The following is a 16,383-nucleotide window of genomic DNA, read 5'->3' on the forward strand; positions in this document are numbered from 1 at the left end:
TAACGTACACACGTGACGTGCAAACGCACAGCAGGACCTTACGACGTACCTCAACACCTAGCTCGGCTCACGTCATCCCTGTGGGTGGCGATACGCCAAGTACGGCACGCGCAGCCCGGCGATGACATGCACTACCTCCGCCGCGCCTGCACACCCTGAAGGAAGCGCTGGTACGTCAACCGAGAGCCGACAGTCACCGCGAGTACGTTAAAGTCGCCGAAGTGGAGAACGAAGCTGTGGCACCTGCGACCCGAGTAGTCGCCCCACGCGCATCCGCCGGGTTCGAGTACACCTTCCCGGCGATCCGCGGCATCCAGGCGGGTCGGGAGTACTACGTCTCGATGTGCCCGCTACGCGTCATCCCCAAGATCTTCACCTTCGACGAGGACGAACTGTCTGCCGAGCTACGGGCGCAGCGCATCCTGAACAAGGGGCGCCTTCCGGCGCTCTCCAAGTACATCTTGGACAATCCGGATGATTACGTCTTCAGTGCTCTCACTGCCTCCGTCGACGGGATCATGGAGTTCGAGAGCCACAGCCCCGACGGAACCGGCTTCCGCACGGGCCAGCTGCGCATTCCTATGGACTCCCGGTTCCTGATCAACGACGGTCAGCACCGTCGCGCCGCCATTGAACTCGCCCTCAAGGAGAACCCTGACCTCGGCGAAGAGACGATCGCAGTTGTCTTCTTCCACGATGCGGGGCTGGCTCGGTCCCAGCAGATGTTTGCCGACCTCAACCGGCACGCGATTCGCCCGGCGCGCTCTATCGGCGTGCTCTACGATCACCGGGATCCGTCCTCCCAGGTCGTACGCGTCATGGCTGGCCGCTCGCGCATCTTCAAGGGCTACGTCGAGATGGAGAAGAGCAACCTCTCCGCGCGCTCGCGGATGATGTTCACCTTGAGTGCCCTCTACTACGGCACCCAATCCCTCCTCCAGGGCCTGACGTTCAGGCACGAGGCAGCGGTCGATCTGGCCCAGTCGTACTGGGAGGAGATCGACAAAGCCCTGCCAGAATGGGCCATGGTTCGAGAGCGGGAGCTCTCCGCAACGGAGATGCGCCGCGACTTCATCCACAGCCACGGCATCGCTCTCCACGCCCTCGGACGCATCGGGAATTCCTTGTTCAGGGAGTCGGTTGCGCCTTCCAAGTGGAAGAAGCAGCTCGCCCCTCTGAAGACGGTGGACTGGACCCGGTCGAACACAGACTGGGAAGGGCGTGCCATCGTCGGCGGCCGTGTATCCAAGAGCCACCAGAACGTGACCCTTACCGTGAACTACCTGCGTATCCACCTTGGCCTCGAGCTCAGCCCCGAGGAACAGCGGGTGGAAGACGCTTACCTGCGAGGCGACGCATGACCATCCCTCTGCCTCTTGGCATCCCCTCCGTCCGGCGTCTGCCATTCGACGGCCGCTCGCTCGACGAGGTGACCGACGAGCTCGCCGAGGAGATCCGCGAGCTGTACACCGCGGACGAGGTTCCTTGGGTCATCGGCTACAGCGGTGGCAAGGACTCCACTGCTGTCTTGCAGCTGGTCTGGACGGCGCTCAAAGAACTGCCGGCCGAGAAGCTGGCCAAGGCGGTGCACGTCATCAGTACGGACACCCTGGTTGAGAACCCTGTGGTCGCAGCGTGGGTCACCGCTTCCCTGGAGACGATGGAGAAGGCCGCCACCGCGCAGAACCTCCCCATCCAGCCTCACCGGCTGACCCCGGAGATCAAGGACACCTTCTGGGTCAACCTCATTGGTCGCGGCTACCCCGCCCCGCGTCCGAAGTTCCGGTGGTGCACTGAGCGCCTGAAGATCAAGCCCTCGAACTCCTTCATCCGTAACGTCGTGGCTGCTCACGGCGAGGCCATCATGGTCCTCGGTATCCGGAAGACAGAGAGCCAGGCTCGCGCCCGCGCGATGGAGAAGCACGAGAAGCGCCGTGTCCGGGACCGCCTCTCACCTAATGCCAACCTGCCCAACTCGCTCGTTTACAGCCCGGTCGAAGACTGGACCAATGACGACGTGTGGGAATTCCTGATGCAGAAGCCCAACCCCTGGGGCTACAACAATCACGACCTGCTCAGCATGTACCAGGGCGCCTCCGAGGACGGCGAGTGTCCGCTCGTCGTCGACTCGACCACCCCGTCGTGCGGCTCCAGCCGTTTCGGCTGCTGGACCTGCACCCTGGTCGAGCAGGACAAGTCCATGGCTGCCATGATCCGGAATGACGAGGAGAAGGAGTGGATGCTCCCCCTCCTCGAGCTGCGAGACAAGCTCGATTCGCCCTTCGGCTTGGTCAAGGACAAGGACGACCCCGACTACCAGCCAGGCAAGAAGCTCCCGCACCCCCGCCCGGACAGGGACGCGCGCGACTTCCGCAGGATGAACGGGCAGGTGAACCTCTTCACGCGCCGCAGCGATGGCGAGGATGTGGTCGTCCACGGCCCATACCTCCAGGACTTTCGCGAGAAGTGGCTCAAAGACCTCCTCTCAGCCCAGACTTGGATCAGAGCGAAGGCCCCCGAGCACGTCCGCAATATCGAGCTGATCACGCTCGACGAGCTGCACGAGATCCGCCGCATCTGGGTCTTCGACAAGCATGAGGTTGAAGACAGCGTGCCGACGATCTACAAGCAAGCAACGGGCGAAGACTTCCCTGGCGGCCCCCTCGATGAGCAACTCGTCATGGGCGCCGACGAAATGCAGCTCCTCAAGGAGATTTGCGGCGACGACCAGGTGCACTACGACATGGTGCGAGAGCTGCTTGCTGTGGAGCGTAAGTACCGCACCATGACCCGCCGTTCCGGGCTCTTCCAGGCACTCGAATCGGCTGTCCAGAAGGGCTTCTACGAAGACCGAGACGACGCCTTCGCTTTTGCGCAGCGCAAGAAGCAGTGGCGCAAAGAAGTAGCGACCAACCCGACCTTCGAGGACGAAACCAGCATCGATGCTCCTGCATAAGATCACCCTCGAAGAATTCGGGGCATACCGAGGCAAGCAGTCTCTCGACCTCAGCGTGAAGAATAATCGGCCGATCATCCTGATCGGTGGTCTCAACGGCTGCGGGAAGACGACCCTGCTCGATGCCATCCAGCTGGTTCTGTACGGCCCTCGCGCGCGGTGCAGCGGCCGAGGCAACAAGGCGTACGACACCTATCTCCGCGAGAGCATCAACCGCCAGCACGACCCGAGCCGCGGATCGTCGATCACCTTGGAGTTCACCGTCACGGTCGATGCCACGGAGCACTACTACAAGGTCGTCCGCAGTTGGCACGTCAGCGGTAAATCGCTGAAGGAGTTCCTCAACGTCTTCGTCGACGAGGAGTACGGCAGCAAGATCCAAAATTCGCGTCGAGCGAAGGCTGACCCAAAGTTCAGCCGGATCCTCAGCGAGGGATGGGCCGACCATGTCGAGGACCTCCTCCCGCTGGAAGTCGCATCTCTGTCCTTCTTCGATGGGGAGAAGATCGAATCCCTTGCCGACCCGGAGCGGGCAGCCACGGTCATTGAATCGGCGGTGCAGTCGCTGCTTGGCGTCAGCACGGTCGAACAGCTCCGCACCGACCTCCTCGCCCTGCAACGCCGTCAGAAGCTGTCCGATGAGGAGCAGCACCTCATGGACAATATCCATGACCAGGAACAGGAACTCGCCTCTGTCCAACAGCAGCTGGACCAGGCAGCGCAAGAACGGGCTGCCCGCGGCAAGACGCTGAGGGAAGCAGAGCGCAAACTGGGCAGCCTGGAAGAATCGTTCAAGAAGGAAGGCGGCGGTCTCTTTGAGCGCCGCCAGGAGCTAACCGCAGCACGCGATCGAGTCGCCAGCCAGCTGTCCGACCTCCGCGCCTCGCTGGTCCAACTTGCTGCCGGCCCGCTTCCCTTCCTACTCATGGCGCCTCAGGTGAAGGAACTTCGGAAGCAGGCCAAGCAGGAGTCCTCGGCCGCGGAGGCAAGCCAGGTCCTCGACGTGCTGGCTGAGCGCGATGCATGGCTGCTCGAACTGGTGCCGGAAGACGCCCGGGGCGAGGTGATGAAGAAGCTGGAGCAGGACAGAGCCAAGCGCTCGAAGTCGACTGCTCTCAAAGTGAACCTCGGTCTTCCCCACAACGCTCTGGCCCAGCTCTCAGCTTTGGACGAGGGCCTCGCGCGTGACACAAACCGAGCGAACGAGCTTCTGAAGCAGGCTGCGTCCGCAGCGGAGGAACTGGATCAGCTGGACCGCCAGCTGGCCGGCGTGCCGGAGCAGAGCAAGGTGGAAGCGCTCCAGCGAGCACGTGATGAGCAAGCTCAGAACGTCACTCGCATCCAGGGCGCTATGGAGCGTGATGATCAGCAGATCGCGGAACTGAAGCGGCGCCGTGAACACGTCGCTGCTGCCCTTGAACGAGCTCACAAAAACTTCGTCCAGACCAAGGTCAAGGCTGAAGAGGTTGAGCGCATCATCAAGTACTCGGAGAAGGCCCGCGGCACTCTCGAGCGCTTCGGCGAAGCGCTCCTCGAGCGCCACATCAGCCGCCTAGAGGTCGCCGTTCTGCAGAGCTTCAAAGAGCTCATGCGGAAGCAAGGGCTGGTCCATGACCTTCGAATCGACACCGACAAGTTCACGCTCACTCTGTCCGACAGCGAGGGCGAGGCAATCGATCCAGGACGCCTCAGCGCAGGCGAGCGGCAACTGCTGGCAGTGTCTCTCCTTTGGGGCTTGATGAAGGTCGCCGGTAACCGCCTGCCCAGCGTCATCGACACCCCGCTCGGCCGCCTGGACAGCCGACACCGGGAGCACCTAGTTGATCGCTACTTCCCCTACGCCAGCGACCAGGTCCTTCTCCTCTCAACAGACGAAGAGATCGATGAGTACCTGCTGGGCCGCATGAAGAAGTCCGTTGCCCACATGTACACGCTGGCCCACGACGACACGGACTTCACCACCAAGGTCGTCGAAGGTTACTGGTGGAATGCAGGAGCCTCCCATGTCGCTTGACACCGTCCGCCTGTCCCAGCCGGCCAAGGACCGGTTGGTCTGGCTGAAACGCCCCGCCTCCACCGGCATCACCCAGTGGAACGTTCTCTGCCGCTGGGCGCTCGCCCTGTCCCTCCAGGACCCGTCGACGCCCCTGGTGAAGGACATCGTCACCGACTCCAACGTCGAGATGACCTGGAAGACGTTCGCTGGGCAACACCGCGACCTCTACCTGGCGCTCCTCAAGCAGCGCTGCATTGCTGATGGAGAGGAGCCCACAGACGAGAATGTGGCCAGGACGCTCATGGTGCATCTCCACCGTGGAATCGGCTACCTCGGCGGGGACAAGGAGAAGACCACGATCGAGGGCCTCGTCCAGTCCGCGGTGGCTTCCTGAATCTGGTCCCATCACACGGCGGTGGGGAGGGAGCAGCCAGCTTCTGCTCGCTCCTCACCGCTATACGCAACCTCGGCTACCAGTCCAGAGATGCCACCTGCATCAGCTCGGACACATCGTTCTGGCGCTCGTCGGGGGTGGTCAAGGCGTCCATCACCAGCGTGCTGACGATCGAGACATAGTCCTTCCCGCCACTTGAGTTGACCTCGCCCTGGATGAAATTGAGGCCACCGTTCGCGTACTCCTCGAAGATCCGGACCCTCTCGTCTTGACGCCCGTCAGCAAGGATCTTGGGATCGTCGGTGTCCTCGACGACAGCGATCATGTCCATCAACACATCTCCGTACTGGCGCCCTTCCATGACAGACAGACGGATCGGCTCACCAGCCTTTGTGAAGGGCTCCCGTTTTCCCTTTCGCTTACCCAGCATGGCAGCGAACATCAACACGTCTACCATTGCGTTGAAAGGGCCGTCCTTGCCGGACAAGGCCCCGATCAGGTCCTCGTGAGCAGCCGGTCGTCGGAAACGGTCTTCGTACCCCATTAGACGGTCACCTCTTCCAGAATGGTGTGCTCGAACTCGCCGTGCGTGACGAAGGGGACAGCACGGTTGTTGATCTCAATGCTCTCCTGCATGGCGTCAGTGTTGGGGGTCACCGAGCGCAGTACGTACATACGCGTCGCCGATCCCTGAAGGTGCTCCATCACTTCCCCACGCGCTTGAGAGTTGGACAGGAGAGTGATGATCTGCGAGGTGAGCTTGGGCAGTGCCTGAGCAACGTCCTTCTGGTACGCCAGATCGAGGCTGCCGAACGGTGCGTCCATGACCACGGGGTAGATACCCCCTTCGCCGAGAATGTCTCCGTCGCCCTTCGACTTCCGCTGATGAATCAGCTTCGCGATCTCCGAGACGGCGCCAACGAAGCTCAGGCCGAGAACCTGATTCTCGCCGGTGCTCCGGATCGCAGCCCCTGCCGCAGATTTGAGGTGCAACTCGAAGGACTCTGTCAGCTCAGGCTCGTATGTCTTCCTGAAGATCCTGGAGAAGACTTCCTTGACCTTGGCATCGAGCTCCGCCCGAACCTCTTCAGTCTTGAGTTCAAGGGCCTCCTGGAAGGTTTCCAGAACCTCGTTCACAAGGTTGACCTGGCGCTGCACCCGTCGCGACTTTTCGTCCTCGGACTGAGCGGACCGGAACTGGCGCTTCACCTTGTCGATCTCGACTTGGAACTCCTCAAACCTCTCTTGAAGGCGTCGGTGCTCGCTGATTCCATCGATCCGCTTCTCGTCGTACTCTTTGCGCTTCTGCTCCAGCCTCTGCACGTCCTGGATGTTCACGCCCTGGAGCTGACGGTCGATGTCGCTCTTCTCAGCCTCAAGCCGCTTGATCTCATCCTGGCAGCTCTGAATCTCAAGAGTCGCTTGCCGGAGATCTTCCAGGAGGGCTTCCCGAGCTTCTCCTAGGTGTCGCATCTGCCCACTGACGAACATCCAGCGGGCTTCAACGTCCTGAAGTCCTGCGTTGTAGCGCCGCTTGTCGAGTTCAGCGTAGGCCGCGCTCCCCTCCGGCACTGGGGTGCCGCACATGCATGCGCCATCCTCGATAAGCCCATCAATGAAGTCTCGCTGAATACCGGCGGGTAGCTGCCGGCGCTCCCTCATCGCCTCAGCAAGCTCAATCACCTGCTTGTCGATTCCCGAGGTGAATGCAAGAAATCCACCCTTTGACAGGATTTCGCTCTTTCGAGAGTACCGGGCGACCAGCTCGTCGCCCTTCACCTTGATCTGCCACTCAAGCTTCTTGCGCGCGTTCTGGAGCGGCTTCGACTCCGAGTGACTACGCAAAGCCTTCTCCATCGCTTTGACTTCGCGCTCGTAACTGCTGATCTCCTCCGAGACCTTCTCCGCCCTCTTGCCTGCTTCAGCTCGCTGCTCTTCGAGGCGCTCCTGCTCCTCTTGTAGCTTGGTGAGGCGGCTGTCACCCCCCTTGGGAAGCTGTCGTGCGAGGCGCCGAGCAGCTGCCGGCAGATGCTCGGCGATGGCCCGTTCCATCGGCTCTAGATCCATCAATGTCTTGATTGCTTGCTTTACCTCGTGGTTGCTCTCTTCCCCGGCGAACATTTTCTCCATGCGCTCACCATTGAAGAAGAAGAAGCGTCGTAGCCCCTCGGGAAGGATCTTCTCAATACGGTCCTGACCGTTGGGAATGACTTCGCTCTCTCCACGCTCAACCTTAGTCAGGGAAAGCGTGGCTTGCACCGGTACTTGGTTGTTGCTGTTCTTGATCGCAGAGACCTCACGCAATGCAGAAAAGGTAACTCCAGCGTGCGTGAACTTGAGTTCCACTGAGGCACTCACCGAACTTCCCGGCGGGGTCTCTGCCCATTTCTGGTCGTGAATGACTCGCTGCTGCTGCTCGACGTCATCAGAGAACTTTCCATACAGCGCCCAGGCAAACGCATTGAGCAGTGTCGTCTTCCCTGCGCCGTTGTTGCCGAAAATGAGTACTGAAGGACTCCCTTCCTCAACGTCGAGGTTGAGGACCTGCTGCCCATAGAACGCACGGAAGTTGTTGAGCGTGAGCTTGAGGAGCTTCACTTAATGATTCCCTTCACAGCGGCAACAATGTCATCGACGATGGCAGTTGAGTTCCGAATGTGCAGGTACTCCCGTTCGAGCTCAACGACTCGCTTCGCCAGCTTCACCCCGTCAGGAGACAGTTTCCCCAGCACTTCATGCGCCGTCTTCTTTTCACTCACGGTGGCTCCTTCGTCCGATATGAATGCATTGATGGCTAGACATCCAGAAGGCCGTAGCGGATACGTAGTGGCCGAAGGATGTCGAGAGTTTCTGCTTCATTCTCTGCAAGGTGCGCGAACTCAGTGACCCGCGCGAGTTCACGAGCCACCATCCCTCGCTCAGTCGTGTCTCGCATCCCGGTCGCGCCTTCTGGCGGGACGACGATGAAATCGACGATGTCCGCCATAGTTTTTCCTGCTGCTTGGCGGAGCACTCGCCCGCGTCGCTGGATGAATTGCCGCGGGTTGGTCGAGCTGGCGAGCAAGTACGCCGTGCGGGCGGCGGGCACATCGACGCCTTCATCTAGGCAGCGCATCGAGGCGACTACCTGAAGCTTGCGGTCTGCGAAGCGCTGAAGCACCTGCCGCCGTTCCGGCCGCTTGGTCTCCGATGTGTATCGAGCCGCCGGCATCTGCAGCTCATTGCCCACGAGAGCCAGGGCCTGGTCGATCTGTGGAGGTTCATCGGGAGCGCCATCTGCGTAGGAGAGCGGGTGCTTACCCTCCGCACAGTAGAGCAGCTGATACCAGTCTTCCTGACGTTTCTCGATCTCCTTCTTGAGCGCAGGAAGCTTGGCCCGGGCGTGTCCCAGAAGGTTGGAACGCTTACGCAGCAGCGCGCCCAAGACGCTGTCCTCGTCTGCCTGCTCCGAACCTTGCTGGGCAGCGAAGATCCTGGCGATCTTCTCTGTGATCTCTACGTACAGTTCGGTCTCTTCATCGTCGAGCTCAATGATGACCGGCGTGTAGGTGTACCGGCACAAGGCTCCGGCCTTGATGGCCTCGCCGATACCCATCTCAAAGACCACATCGCCGAAGTAGCTGGTCAGAGCTGAGGTTCCCTCATCATCGAACCAGCGCTCAGGGGTAGCCGATAGGCCGAGCCGAAACTCTGCACTCTCAGGCAACTTGGAGCTGACGTGCTTGGCACCAAGGTTGTGCGCTTCATCAGCGATCAGGAGCAGGCGCCCACTGTAGCGGCTCAAGATTGACTGAAAAGCACGGTCCCCGAATGTCTTGTTCGTGGTGATGACTACACCACCACGGCTCGCCCCGAGCGCCAGAGAGTCCAAAAGATGTGATGCCTGCCCATACCACGATGTCATCGACTCATAGGCGCGGATCGGAGATACCCCAAACCACTCAATGTCTTTCGCCCACTGATCGACTAGGTGCTGATAAGGAGCAACCACGACGGTGAGGAGTGACTCGCCCACCTTGTCCAACATCTTGGCTGCCTGCGCCCCTGCAGAGAGAGCTGTCAGCGTCTTCCCTGTGCCTGTAGCCATCCGTAGAATCCCGCGGCCACTCTGGGCAAACCAGTTACCCACCGCTTGCTTCTGATATTCACGGACCTTGAGTTCTGCCGGAATTCTCAACATGCCGGCACTATCTTGGACAGGGACGGTCAGCGGTGCACCACCATAGTCAAAGATGTCAGGCTCGCCGAGCCCTGAAGTCCCCTGACTGACACGCTCAATTACCTTCTTGGCTGCATCCGTGAATGGGAGAACCCGAAGTTTCTCTGTCCTGTCTTCCCAGAGAGCATCAAACTGTCTGCCGATCCGCAGAGCCCTTGCGCGATCGCGCTGATCCCAGCTACAGAAGACTTCAATGGACTCAAAATTTCCAACCAAGCCCGAACGCGTCTCGTTTGCGCTCCCTTTGAAAGCTACTAGATCCTCTCCGTCTCGAAATATTCCGATCTTCTCGTGATACATACCCACGCGGTTTTCGGCAGTTACATAGGCGAGCTTGAAGTCGAGTCGCCCCTCCGCGACGAGTTGGCCTAGCTTCCCCAACCCTCTAGCGGCTCGAGGGTCTTCGACGGATCGCTCCAAGTCTCGGACTGCGGCCTTCTCCATAACCGATCGGAGCGAGTATCCCGATTCGATTTCCTCGATGTCCTCAGGGAGAAGATAAGGCGAAGCGACTACGCGCATTAGTCCACCACGACGAGCAAACTCATCAATACCTTCACCGATCACGGAAAGAACCGAGGCGGTGAAGTACCCGACGGCGCGATCGTACGACTGGGAAATCTTTAGAGACGGCACATAGAAATCGCCAACGATGTTCCCTTGATCGCTGCGGTATTCCTCTGCGAAATCGATTGAACGCAAGGCGTTGGAAGCGGTCATCAGAAGTCCAATCCGAGATCTTTCGCGAGATCGATATGCGCAGATGGGTCTGCTTCATTCGTGAGCTGGCCGGAAGGTTCAGACCCTTCTCGTCTATCCACATCCACAGCTCGGCGGACGATTCCGCTTTGCACGACAAACGGATACTTGTACATCATTTGCCGTATCGAAGCATCCTTTACGGCAAATTCTCGCGTAAGATTTTTTATTACTTCCTCGGCGAGAGCGCTCCCCCCTGCTTTGTCAATCTCCTCGGCAATCAGGTTCTGGATTCCTGTGTAGCGACGAAGCCCCCAGTCGCTGAGAGCCCAGGAGTCGACGTCGCTCCGCATGAACCTCGAGTCGTTGGCGAGCTGCACCTTCAGTGAGCGCTCGTTGATGCCATCGCCCATCCTGGAGGCGAGCGATGGAGACGTCAGAGGGTGATCCGTCTCGTGCAATACATTCCATGCGCGATCCTTGAGCGTCGCCCGCCGCGATACAGACCCGTCTGTTCGGGCATCGAGATTACTTATATTCGGCGCTGGAATTGCATCTATCACCCACCCGTTCTCTTCCAGCTTCGCCCCCAGGATGCTCCGAACCGTGTCAGCGGCATGCGCTGGCAACGGCACCTCACCGGAGAGCACCGCACCAAGGGTGATGCCCTCACTGCTCACTCCGAGGGCAACCGCCAGATCGTCCAGAAGTGCGGCGATCGGCTCATATCTGACGTAATCATCCTGCCCCTGCGATGCCGGGTTATGCTGCACATCACCGGGTGGGCGAGTCCTGCCCATTGCCTGTATGTACGCGTTATGGACGATCGATGGAATACGCCCTCGGTCTCCAACGGCATAGCCGTGGCGCCTTGCCCAAGAGCGAATCTCTTGATTCCCCGCCGGCGCACGAGTGTCGCTTTGGGCGTCATCGACTTCGACTGGATTTGTGCTTTCTAGATTAGCGGCAGAAGCATCTGAGTGAGCGCGTTGCTTCTCGTCTTGCTCTGCAAGCTGCAACTGCCCATCTCCGACTGAAAGTCCGCAGCAATCCAGCCAAGAGTTCAAGTCACCTGCTGCCACGCCCCGTTCGGCAAGAATCCGGTGCGCCACGTTTAGCGACATAACCTCGCCGGCTTCGAGGCCGAGCATCTCAATCGCAAAAGATCGTTCGCGATGCAGATCCTGGTCATGCACCTCCCCAGTTTCACGAAGAACGTCGGGCTGGATCGAGTCGTCACCAGAGATCGCGATCCGCACCAGCTCGCTGAGGAGGTGGGCCTGGTTCCTTCGTGTCATCCGAGGAATCCGGCCAATGCTCTGCGGCGTCTCTGCCGTGAGGGTGTCAAAGCTCAGGATTCCCTGTTCCGTCAGGGCGGATAGTACAGAGGTACTCACACCAAGAGAGTCCAGTGGAGCCTTACTCGCTACACCAGGGATCAGCGAATTGATTTCGTCGTACGCCAGAAACTTGTCCACTGCCAAGATATGGCCAAGCAGGTCGAAAACGTCGTCCATCGAGGAGCGCCTGGCCGACGTCTCAGCTGGGCACTCCGCATGCCACCATTCGGCGCGTCCACCTAGCTGCTGAAGCCACAGGAGTGCATCGGGTGCGACCCGGTTCAGCCAGGGGAACGTCTGGCTCCACGTTGCGCCGTTTTCTACCCCGCCTTGCACTGGCACTCCCTGATTTTCAATCGATATTTACGGCCCACTAGAAACGTCGAGGAAGCAGAAGGCAGATCGGAGACCTTCTAGCGTACTGCAGCGGAACTTATTGCCCCGCCACAAGTCTCAACGTCGCACCTGAACTTACGCTTGCTACAGGACATCTTTGATCTTGTCCATGTACAGCTGGGTGAAGCTGCCCCAGTGCTTCCTTAGTTCCGCGTACTGAGTATCTGGGGTCGCATGCTGTGTCTCAGCCTTGGCGTACGCCACGATAAGGAGCGTGATCGCTTCGAGGGCTCGTTTTGCCGTTGAGGCGACGACGCCACTTGCTCCGCCTGCGTCGGCTCCATCGGTAATCTGCTTCAGCGGTTCGTACATTTCCCGGTAGAAGGTATGCCGAGAGTTTAGGCGAATGAAGGTCTGTTCACCGAGGTGAGTGAGCTCGAAGATCTGGTCACCAGGGAAATCGACCGTCTCGATCACGAACGGCAGGTCTGCGATTCCCTGCGCGTAAGCCTCTTTCTCTTCCTCCGTTGTCTTTCCGGCATCCTTCGCCATGTCGTCATAAGCGCGGTCCAACTGAGCAGGACTGGGCTTGTCCTTGACACGGGACTTAGGCATGGTGCGTTCCGCATTCTTCACCTCCTTGACGATCGGTGCGTGCTCCCCTGCGTGCTCAGCGCTCTCGCGCTTCTGCTGCCCCCAGATTCGCTGCAACTCTGCGCGGGCGGCAGGAATGATCTTCTTCGCGATTTCTCGCAGAGTCTCCCGAAGCTCGTCATCGGGGACAGCGCCACGCTTTACGTTGCGAACACCCATCAATCGGTCAAGCTCTGGCGTGAATCGAACTTCGAAACCGATGAATCGATCTGGAGTATCAACTGGAGCTGGATACAGGCCGGCCACATTCGTGTAGCTGATTTCTCGATCATGTCGCAGGAAGCTGACGGCTCGTTCATTCTCAGGCAGACGGAGTTGCTTAGCCATGCTGTCACCGCCAGAGCCCCGGTGTCGGAGTACCTCGGCTGGCGCGAGGGTGATCGTCACCTGAATCTTATGCTTGGCGCCCCCAACTTTCACGTCCACTTCCTCGCTGAAGAAGACCTGCGGTTCGAAGTGGCGATCCCCGCCGGGGAAGGTAGCGTTGGCAGTTCGGCGTAGATGTTCGCTCAGTACGTGATCTACCCAACTCCCCTTCTGTCGGAAGGTCGGGTCATGCGGCCTGAGGTCTACCCCATCCACGGAGATCCTGATTCCCCCGCCGATGAACTCACGGAAAATACGGGACAGTTCCTTGGTGAGCTCATTAATCACATGGTCAGGGCTCGTTTTGCCATTCCCATCCGAGACCCGATCAATCTTTGACCATACGACAAGGGTTCCCGAACCTTCCGGGAAGTAGGCGAGCAGGTGAGGCGGAACAGGCTCGTCATCGGGCGGCTGAATTCCGACTTCGTTTCCCGCCTTCTCTTCAGCCACAGCCTCGTCAAGGTCGAAGAAGACGTGCCGGATTCGATCACTGCCCTCAACTCGGGACCAGGCATCGACGCGCATGGCAACACTGAGTCCAGCAAGTTTTGCGCCGACTCCAAATTTTCCGATCGTATCGTTCGACATGAATCGGGTGGAGTAGCCGAGCTGAAGGTAGTGGTGGAGTGTGTCCTCCTCCATTCCCTTGCCGTCGTCGATGACGGCAACCTCACTGATGACCTTCTTGCGTCCGAATTGCTGGGTTTCGGTGAGGATCTGAACTTGGTTGGCCTTCGCCTCGATGCTGTTGTCGATCACTTCTCCCACAGCGGAAGGGAAGTTGTGGCCCGACTCCCGGAGGCTCAGCAGGGCCTGACCGGACAGCACTACAGGGATGGGCTTTGGGGCGATGTCGTTCATCGCAATGCTCCTAACTGCTATGCAGCACGCGGAAGTTCTTCGGCGGGTGACGTGGCGCCGGGCGGACGCTGCCGCTGTTGAGTTACCGCTGGGTCACCGTTGAGGGGCTGGCCGGGACACAAGACCCCCGGCCAGCCCTGTCATCGTGAGACGTTCAGCTTCCTGTAACCGCGGACGGCTATTCCTGAGGCGTGATCAGTTCCTCGGCATACAGCCGGAGCGCACGCCGCGCCCGTTCGACAGTGGCCGCGGACACCATCGCCCGCCGGGACGTGGCCGCGATGGACTCACCCAGCAGCAGGCCGTTCAGGCACGCGGGTCCGTGCGGCCCGAGAGTGTACGCACGGGTCTGCAGATTCTGGATGAGCTCGTCCGCGACTACGGTCTCTTCCGGGGTGACGTGAGTGACGAGCTCAGCGTGGAGGGAACCGTCAGGCCCGTAGGTCGTAAGGCGACGGTGGCGTGCGTCAGCGAGAGGGCGGCCGGCTGCCGTTTCGCGGGAGCGCTCGCGGGAGCGGCTAATGGTGCGCCGTGCGTCACGACGCAGGCTGCGGCACAGGTGGTCCGGGTCTTCGGCAGTGCGCCTCTCACCCAGGGCGAGATTGAGCGCCGTATCGATCTCGTCCTGAAACGTTGCCGTACGCGGTCCCTGCTTCTGCAGGGCGTACAGGCGGCACATCGCGTCGATCCTCACGCAACACAGCTGCTGGAGCAAAGCTCCCCCTCTGGGTCTCGACCTGCTCTCCCTTTGGCCCGCGTCGCCATCTGGTCGACTCGGCATGAGCAAGTACCTGAACGGTAGACCACCCCACTGACATCCGTCCGTGAAGTGGCCCCAACACGTATGGGACACGAAAGGGCTGAACCCCCTCATGAGCAACGGAAGTTCTCCGAAGTTCCGTTGCGGATCACGGCGGCAGGGAGCCTCCGAGTATGTCTTGCTCGCGCGGGCACCCTTATCGGATACGGCGCCTGACCAGCAGCATCGGCTGCAATGGTGCCGAAGTCGACGCCTCCGCTTGTTCCAACAGCGCCAGCTGGCGCTCCAGAGCACGGACGTTCTCTGCGTTGTTCACCGTCGCGACCCCTTGAATCGTGACGGTCAGAGGGTCGGCGATCAGCGCCGCCTTGCGCTCTCGCAGGACCTCGACGGCTACCGCCTCGACTGTGCCAAGGCGCTGGTAGCGGACATCCAGGTCGCCGCGGTCGATGTCGCCGAGCTCGGATCGCAGATATGCGTACTCGGCGTCGGAGAGCATCAGGGCTGCTCGGACTCGTCCGTCGCGGACTTCGCACGACGCTGAGGGTGAGCTGACTGTGGGTCAGCGCTATGTACCTGCTCTGGCTCCCAGGCGTCCGGATGCGTGATCTGCTCGGCGACGGTTGGATCGGCGACCGTGGTGCCTGCCGCGAGCAGCAGCGTCTCGTGCGTCTTGGGGTCGGTGACAAAGACCGCGGTGGCGAGTGTGCGGGTGGTGGCCGGCATCAGAGGACCTTCGCGGTGATGTGGATGTCCGGGACGTACATGACCGGCATGGCGACGGCAGCCCCCTTCGTCCAGACCTGGACCGGGTCGTCCTGGTAGTCCGCGGTGATGACGATGCCCGGGGCGTCCTCACGGGTGATCGCCGGGTTGGTGCCGGAGGAGAGGACCAGGGATTCCGCCGTGATGCCGTACTGGGTCTCCGCCCAGGACTCGGGGTTGGGCGGGAGGAGAATCCAGCGGTCCTCCGGGATGACACGCTGGTAGGCGTCGTCGACGGAGATCTGGACGTCGTACACCGTGATCGGTGGGAGGTTGTACCGGGCGCGGACGACCTCGACCTCGTTGGGCGCGAGGACGGCCGTGGGGGTGGTCGAGCTGTTGACGCTGCCGTAGTACGCCGCTCGGTAGGCATTGTTCGCGGCCAGCGTCGCGCGGGCTTTGTACGACGTGAGTACCCGGGCCGGGAGCGGGGCGCCGATCGAGCGCAGGTACTCGATCCAGCGGAGCTCGTCGGCGATGGGGTCGCTCGTCGGGTCCGACCAGGGCTTGGCGGCTGTGGGCATGTTGGGTGCCGGGACGCCGAAGTCGGCCTCCAAGGTGAGGCCGTTCTCGCCATTCAGGCTGAACTTGCCGTCGACCAGGAGGTCGCCGGCGGCCAGTTCCATGCGGTTGTGGATGGACTCGACGTGGCGCTCGATGTCGTCGTAGAGCAGCTCGATGAACTCCGAGGCGTCGGCGCCGCGGGCGGTGTCGAGGAGGATCTGCTCCAGTTCGCCGACGATCAGCTTCTGACCCAGGGGCGGCAGCATGCCCTCCGTGATGATCTTCTCGGCCTGGCGGCGGGCGACGGCGGTCTGGGCGTCGTACGCGCGGAACTTGGCGGCGTTCACGCGCCGCTTGCTGCTCCTGATGCGGAACTTGACGGAGTTCAGGCGGCGTTCGGGCATGACCGTGCGGGTCAGCTCGAAGTCGGCCGGGGTGGTCATGGTGCGGGCGAAGGCGTTGAGGTCGGCGGCGTCGATGTCGCGCAGCAGGGTGTCGAGCACGGGGGCTGCTCCTCGGCGGAGTGGGGG

Annotated in this window: 14 protein-coding genes; 4 read left to right on the plus strand and 10 right to left on the minus strand. The window is 60.8% G+C overall.

Features of this window, described 5'->3' with window-relative positions; translation table 11 throughout:
- Positions 1-221: 221 nt before the first annotated feature.
- Genes dndB through dndE form a run of 4 tightly spaced genes read left to right on the plus strand, consistent with a single transcriptional unit; the run spans position 222 to position 5,346 of the window.
- Complete coding sequence (dndB, locus tag ACWCP6_RS07595) at positions 222-1,361, plus strand: DNA sulfur modification protein DndB (protein WP_450931437.1); 1,140 nt, start codon at positions 222-224, stop codon at positions 1,359-1,361.
- Complete coding sequence (gene dndC, locus ACWCP6_RS07600) at positions 1,358-2,956, plus strand: DNA phosphorothioation system sulfurtransferase DndC (RefSeq protein ID WP_450931438.1); 1,599 nt, start codon at positions 1,358-1,360, stop codon at positions 2,954-2,956. The genes dndB and dndC overlap by 4 nt, the downstream gene beginning before the upstream one ends.
- Entirely contained in the window at positions 2,943-4,970 is a 2,028-nt protein-coding gene (gene dndD, locus ACWCP6_RS07605; protein WP_450931439.1) for a DNA sulfur modification protein DndD, read from the plus strand. Before dndC ends, dndD begins: the two co-directional genes overlap by 14 nt.
- Positions 4,960-5,346: a DNA sulfur modification protein DndE gene (gene dndE, locus ACWCP6_RS07610; protein ID WP_450931440.1), complete on the plus strand. Its 387-nt coding sequence runs from the start codon at positions 4,960-4,962 to the stop codon at positions 5,344-5,346. The genes dndD and dndE overlap by 11 nt, the downstream gene beginning before the upstream one ends.
- Positions 5,347-5,422: 76 nt before the next feature.
- Here the strand turns inward: dndE and ACWCP6_RS07615 are convergent, their stop codons facing one another.
- The 10 genes from ACWCP6_RS07615 to ACWCP6_RS07660 all read right to left on the minus strand — a co-directional run bounded on the left by ACWCP6_RS07615 (position 5,423) and on the right by ACWCP6_RS07660 (position 16,356).
- A complete protein-coding gene (locus ACWCP6_RS07615) occupies positions 5,423-5,890 on the minus strand; it encodes a DNA phosphorothioation-associated protein 4 (protein WP_450931441.1) in 468 nt (155 codons plus the stop codon).
- Positions 5,890-7,944: an AAA family ATPase gene (locus tag ACWCP6_RS07620; RefSeq protein ID WP_450931442.1), complete on the minus strand. Its 2,055-nt coding sequence runs from the start codon at positions 7,942-7,944 to the stop codon at positions 5,890-5,892. The genes ACWCP6_RS07615 and ACWCP6_RS07620 overlap by 1 nt, the downstream gene beginning before the upstream one ends.
- Entirely contained in the window at positions 7,941-8,105 is a 165-nt protein-coding gene (locus ACWCP6_RS07625; RefSeq protein ID WP_450931443.1) for a hypothetical protein, read from the minus strand. Before ACWCP6_RS07625 ends, ACWCP6_RS07620 begins: the two co-directional genes overlap by 4 nt.
- Positions 8,106-8,140: 35 nt before the next feature.
- Positions 8,141-10,285, minus strand: coding sequence for a DNA phosphorothioation system restriction enzyme (locus ACWCP6_RS07630; protein WP_450931444.1), 2,145 nt, complete (start codon positions 10,283-10,285; stop codon positions 8,141-8,143).
- A complete protein-coding gene (locus tag ACWCP6_RS07635; RefSeq protein WP_450931445.1) occupies positions 10,285-11,781 on the minus strand; it encodes an Lsr2 family DNA-binding protein in 1,497 nt (498 codons plus the stop codon). Before ACWCP6_RS07635 ends, ACWCP6_RS07630 begins: the two co-directional genes overlap by 1 nt.
- 303 nt (positions 11,782-12,084) lie before the next feature.
- Positions 12,085-13,824 (minus strand): ATP-binding protein, encoded by a 1,740-nt coding sequence (locus ACWCP6_RS07640; protein WP_450931446.1) that lies wholly within the window; start codon positions 13,822-13,824, stop codon positions 12,085-12,087.
- A gap of 178 nt (positions 13,825-14,002) precedes the next feature.
- Positions 14,003-14,518, minus strand: a complete 516-nt coding sequence (locus ACWCP6_RS07645) for a hypothetical protein (protein WP_450931447.1) — start codon at positions 14,516-14,518, stop codon at positions 14,003-14,005.
- 262 nt (positions 14,519-14,780) lie between these two features.
- Positions 14,781-15,083: a hypothetical protein gene (locus tag ACWCP6_RS07650; RefSeq protein WP_450931448.1), complete on the minus strand. Its 303-nt coding sequence runs from the start codon at positions 15,081-15,083 to the stop codon at positions 14,781-14,783.
- Positions 15,083-15,310, minus strand: a complete 228-nt coding sequence (locus tag ACWCP6_RS07655) for a hypothetical protein (RefSeq protein WP_450931449.1) — start codon at positions 15,308-15,310, stop codon at positions 15,083-15,085. Before ACWCP6_RS07655 ends, ACWCP6_RS07650 begins: the two co-directional genes overlap by 1 nt.
- Positions 15,310-16,356 carry a major capsid protein gene (locus ACWCP6_RS07660; RefSeq protein ID WP_450931450.1) on the minus strand — a complete coding sequence of 349 codons (1,047 nt, stop codon included), beginning with the start codon at positions 16,354-16,356 and terminating at the stop codon, positions 15,310-15,312. The genes ACWCP6_RS07655 and ACWCP6_RS07660 overlap by 1 nt, the downstream gene beginning before the upstream one ends.
- Positions 16,357-16,383: the final 27 nt, after the last annotated feature.

This window comes from Streptomyces sp. NPDC002004, assembly GCF_053593975.1.

Bases quoted from the DNA above. Each gene is read 5' to 3' on its own strand.
- ACWCP6_RS07635 (WP_450931445.1), bottom strand. From the start codon at position 11,781: ATGGACGACGTTTTCGACCTGCTTGGCCATATCTTGGCAGTGGACAAG.
- ACWCP6_RS07655 (WP_450931449.1), bottom strand. From the start codon at position 15,310: ATGCCGGCCACCACCCGCACACTCGCCACCGCGGTCTTTGTCACCGAC.
- dndE (WP_450931440.1), top strand. From the start codon at position 4,960: ATGTCGCTTGACACCGTCCGCCTGTCCCAGCCGGCCAAGGACCGGTTG.
- ACWCP6_RS07640 (WP_450931446.1), bottom strand. From the start codon at position 13,824: ATGAACGACATCGCCCCAAAGCCCATCCCTGTAGTGCTGTCCGGTCAG.
- dndD (WP_450931439.1), top strand. From the start codon at position 2,943: ATGCTCCTGCATAAGATCACCCTCGAAGAATTCGGGGCATACCGAGGC.
- ACWCP6_RS07650 (WP_450931448.1), bottom strand. From the start codon at position 15,083: ATGCTCTCCGACGCCGAGTACGCATATCTGCGATCCGAGCTCGGCGAC.
- ACWCP6_RS07630 (WP_450931444.1), bottom strand. From the start codon at position 10,285: ATGACCGCTTCCAACGCCTTGCGTTCAATCGATTTCGCAGAGGAATAC.
- dndC (WP_450931438.1), top strand. From the start codon at position 1,358: ATGACCATCCCTCTGCCTCTTGGCATCCCCTCCGTCCGGCGTCTGCCA.
- ACWCP6_RS07615 (WP_450931441.1), bottom strand. From the start codon at position 5,890: ATGGGGTACGAAGACCGTTTCCGACGACCGGCTGCTCACGAGGACCTG.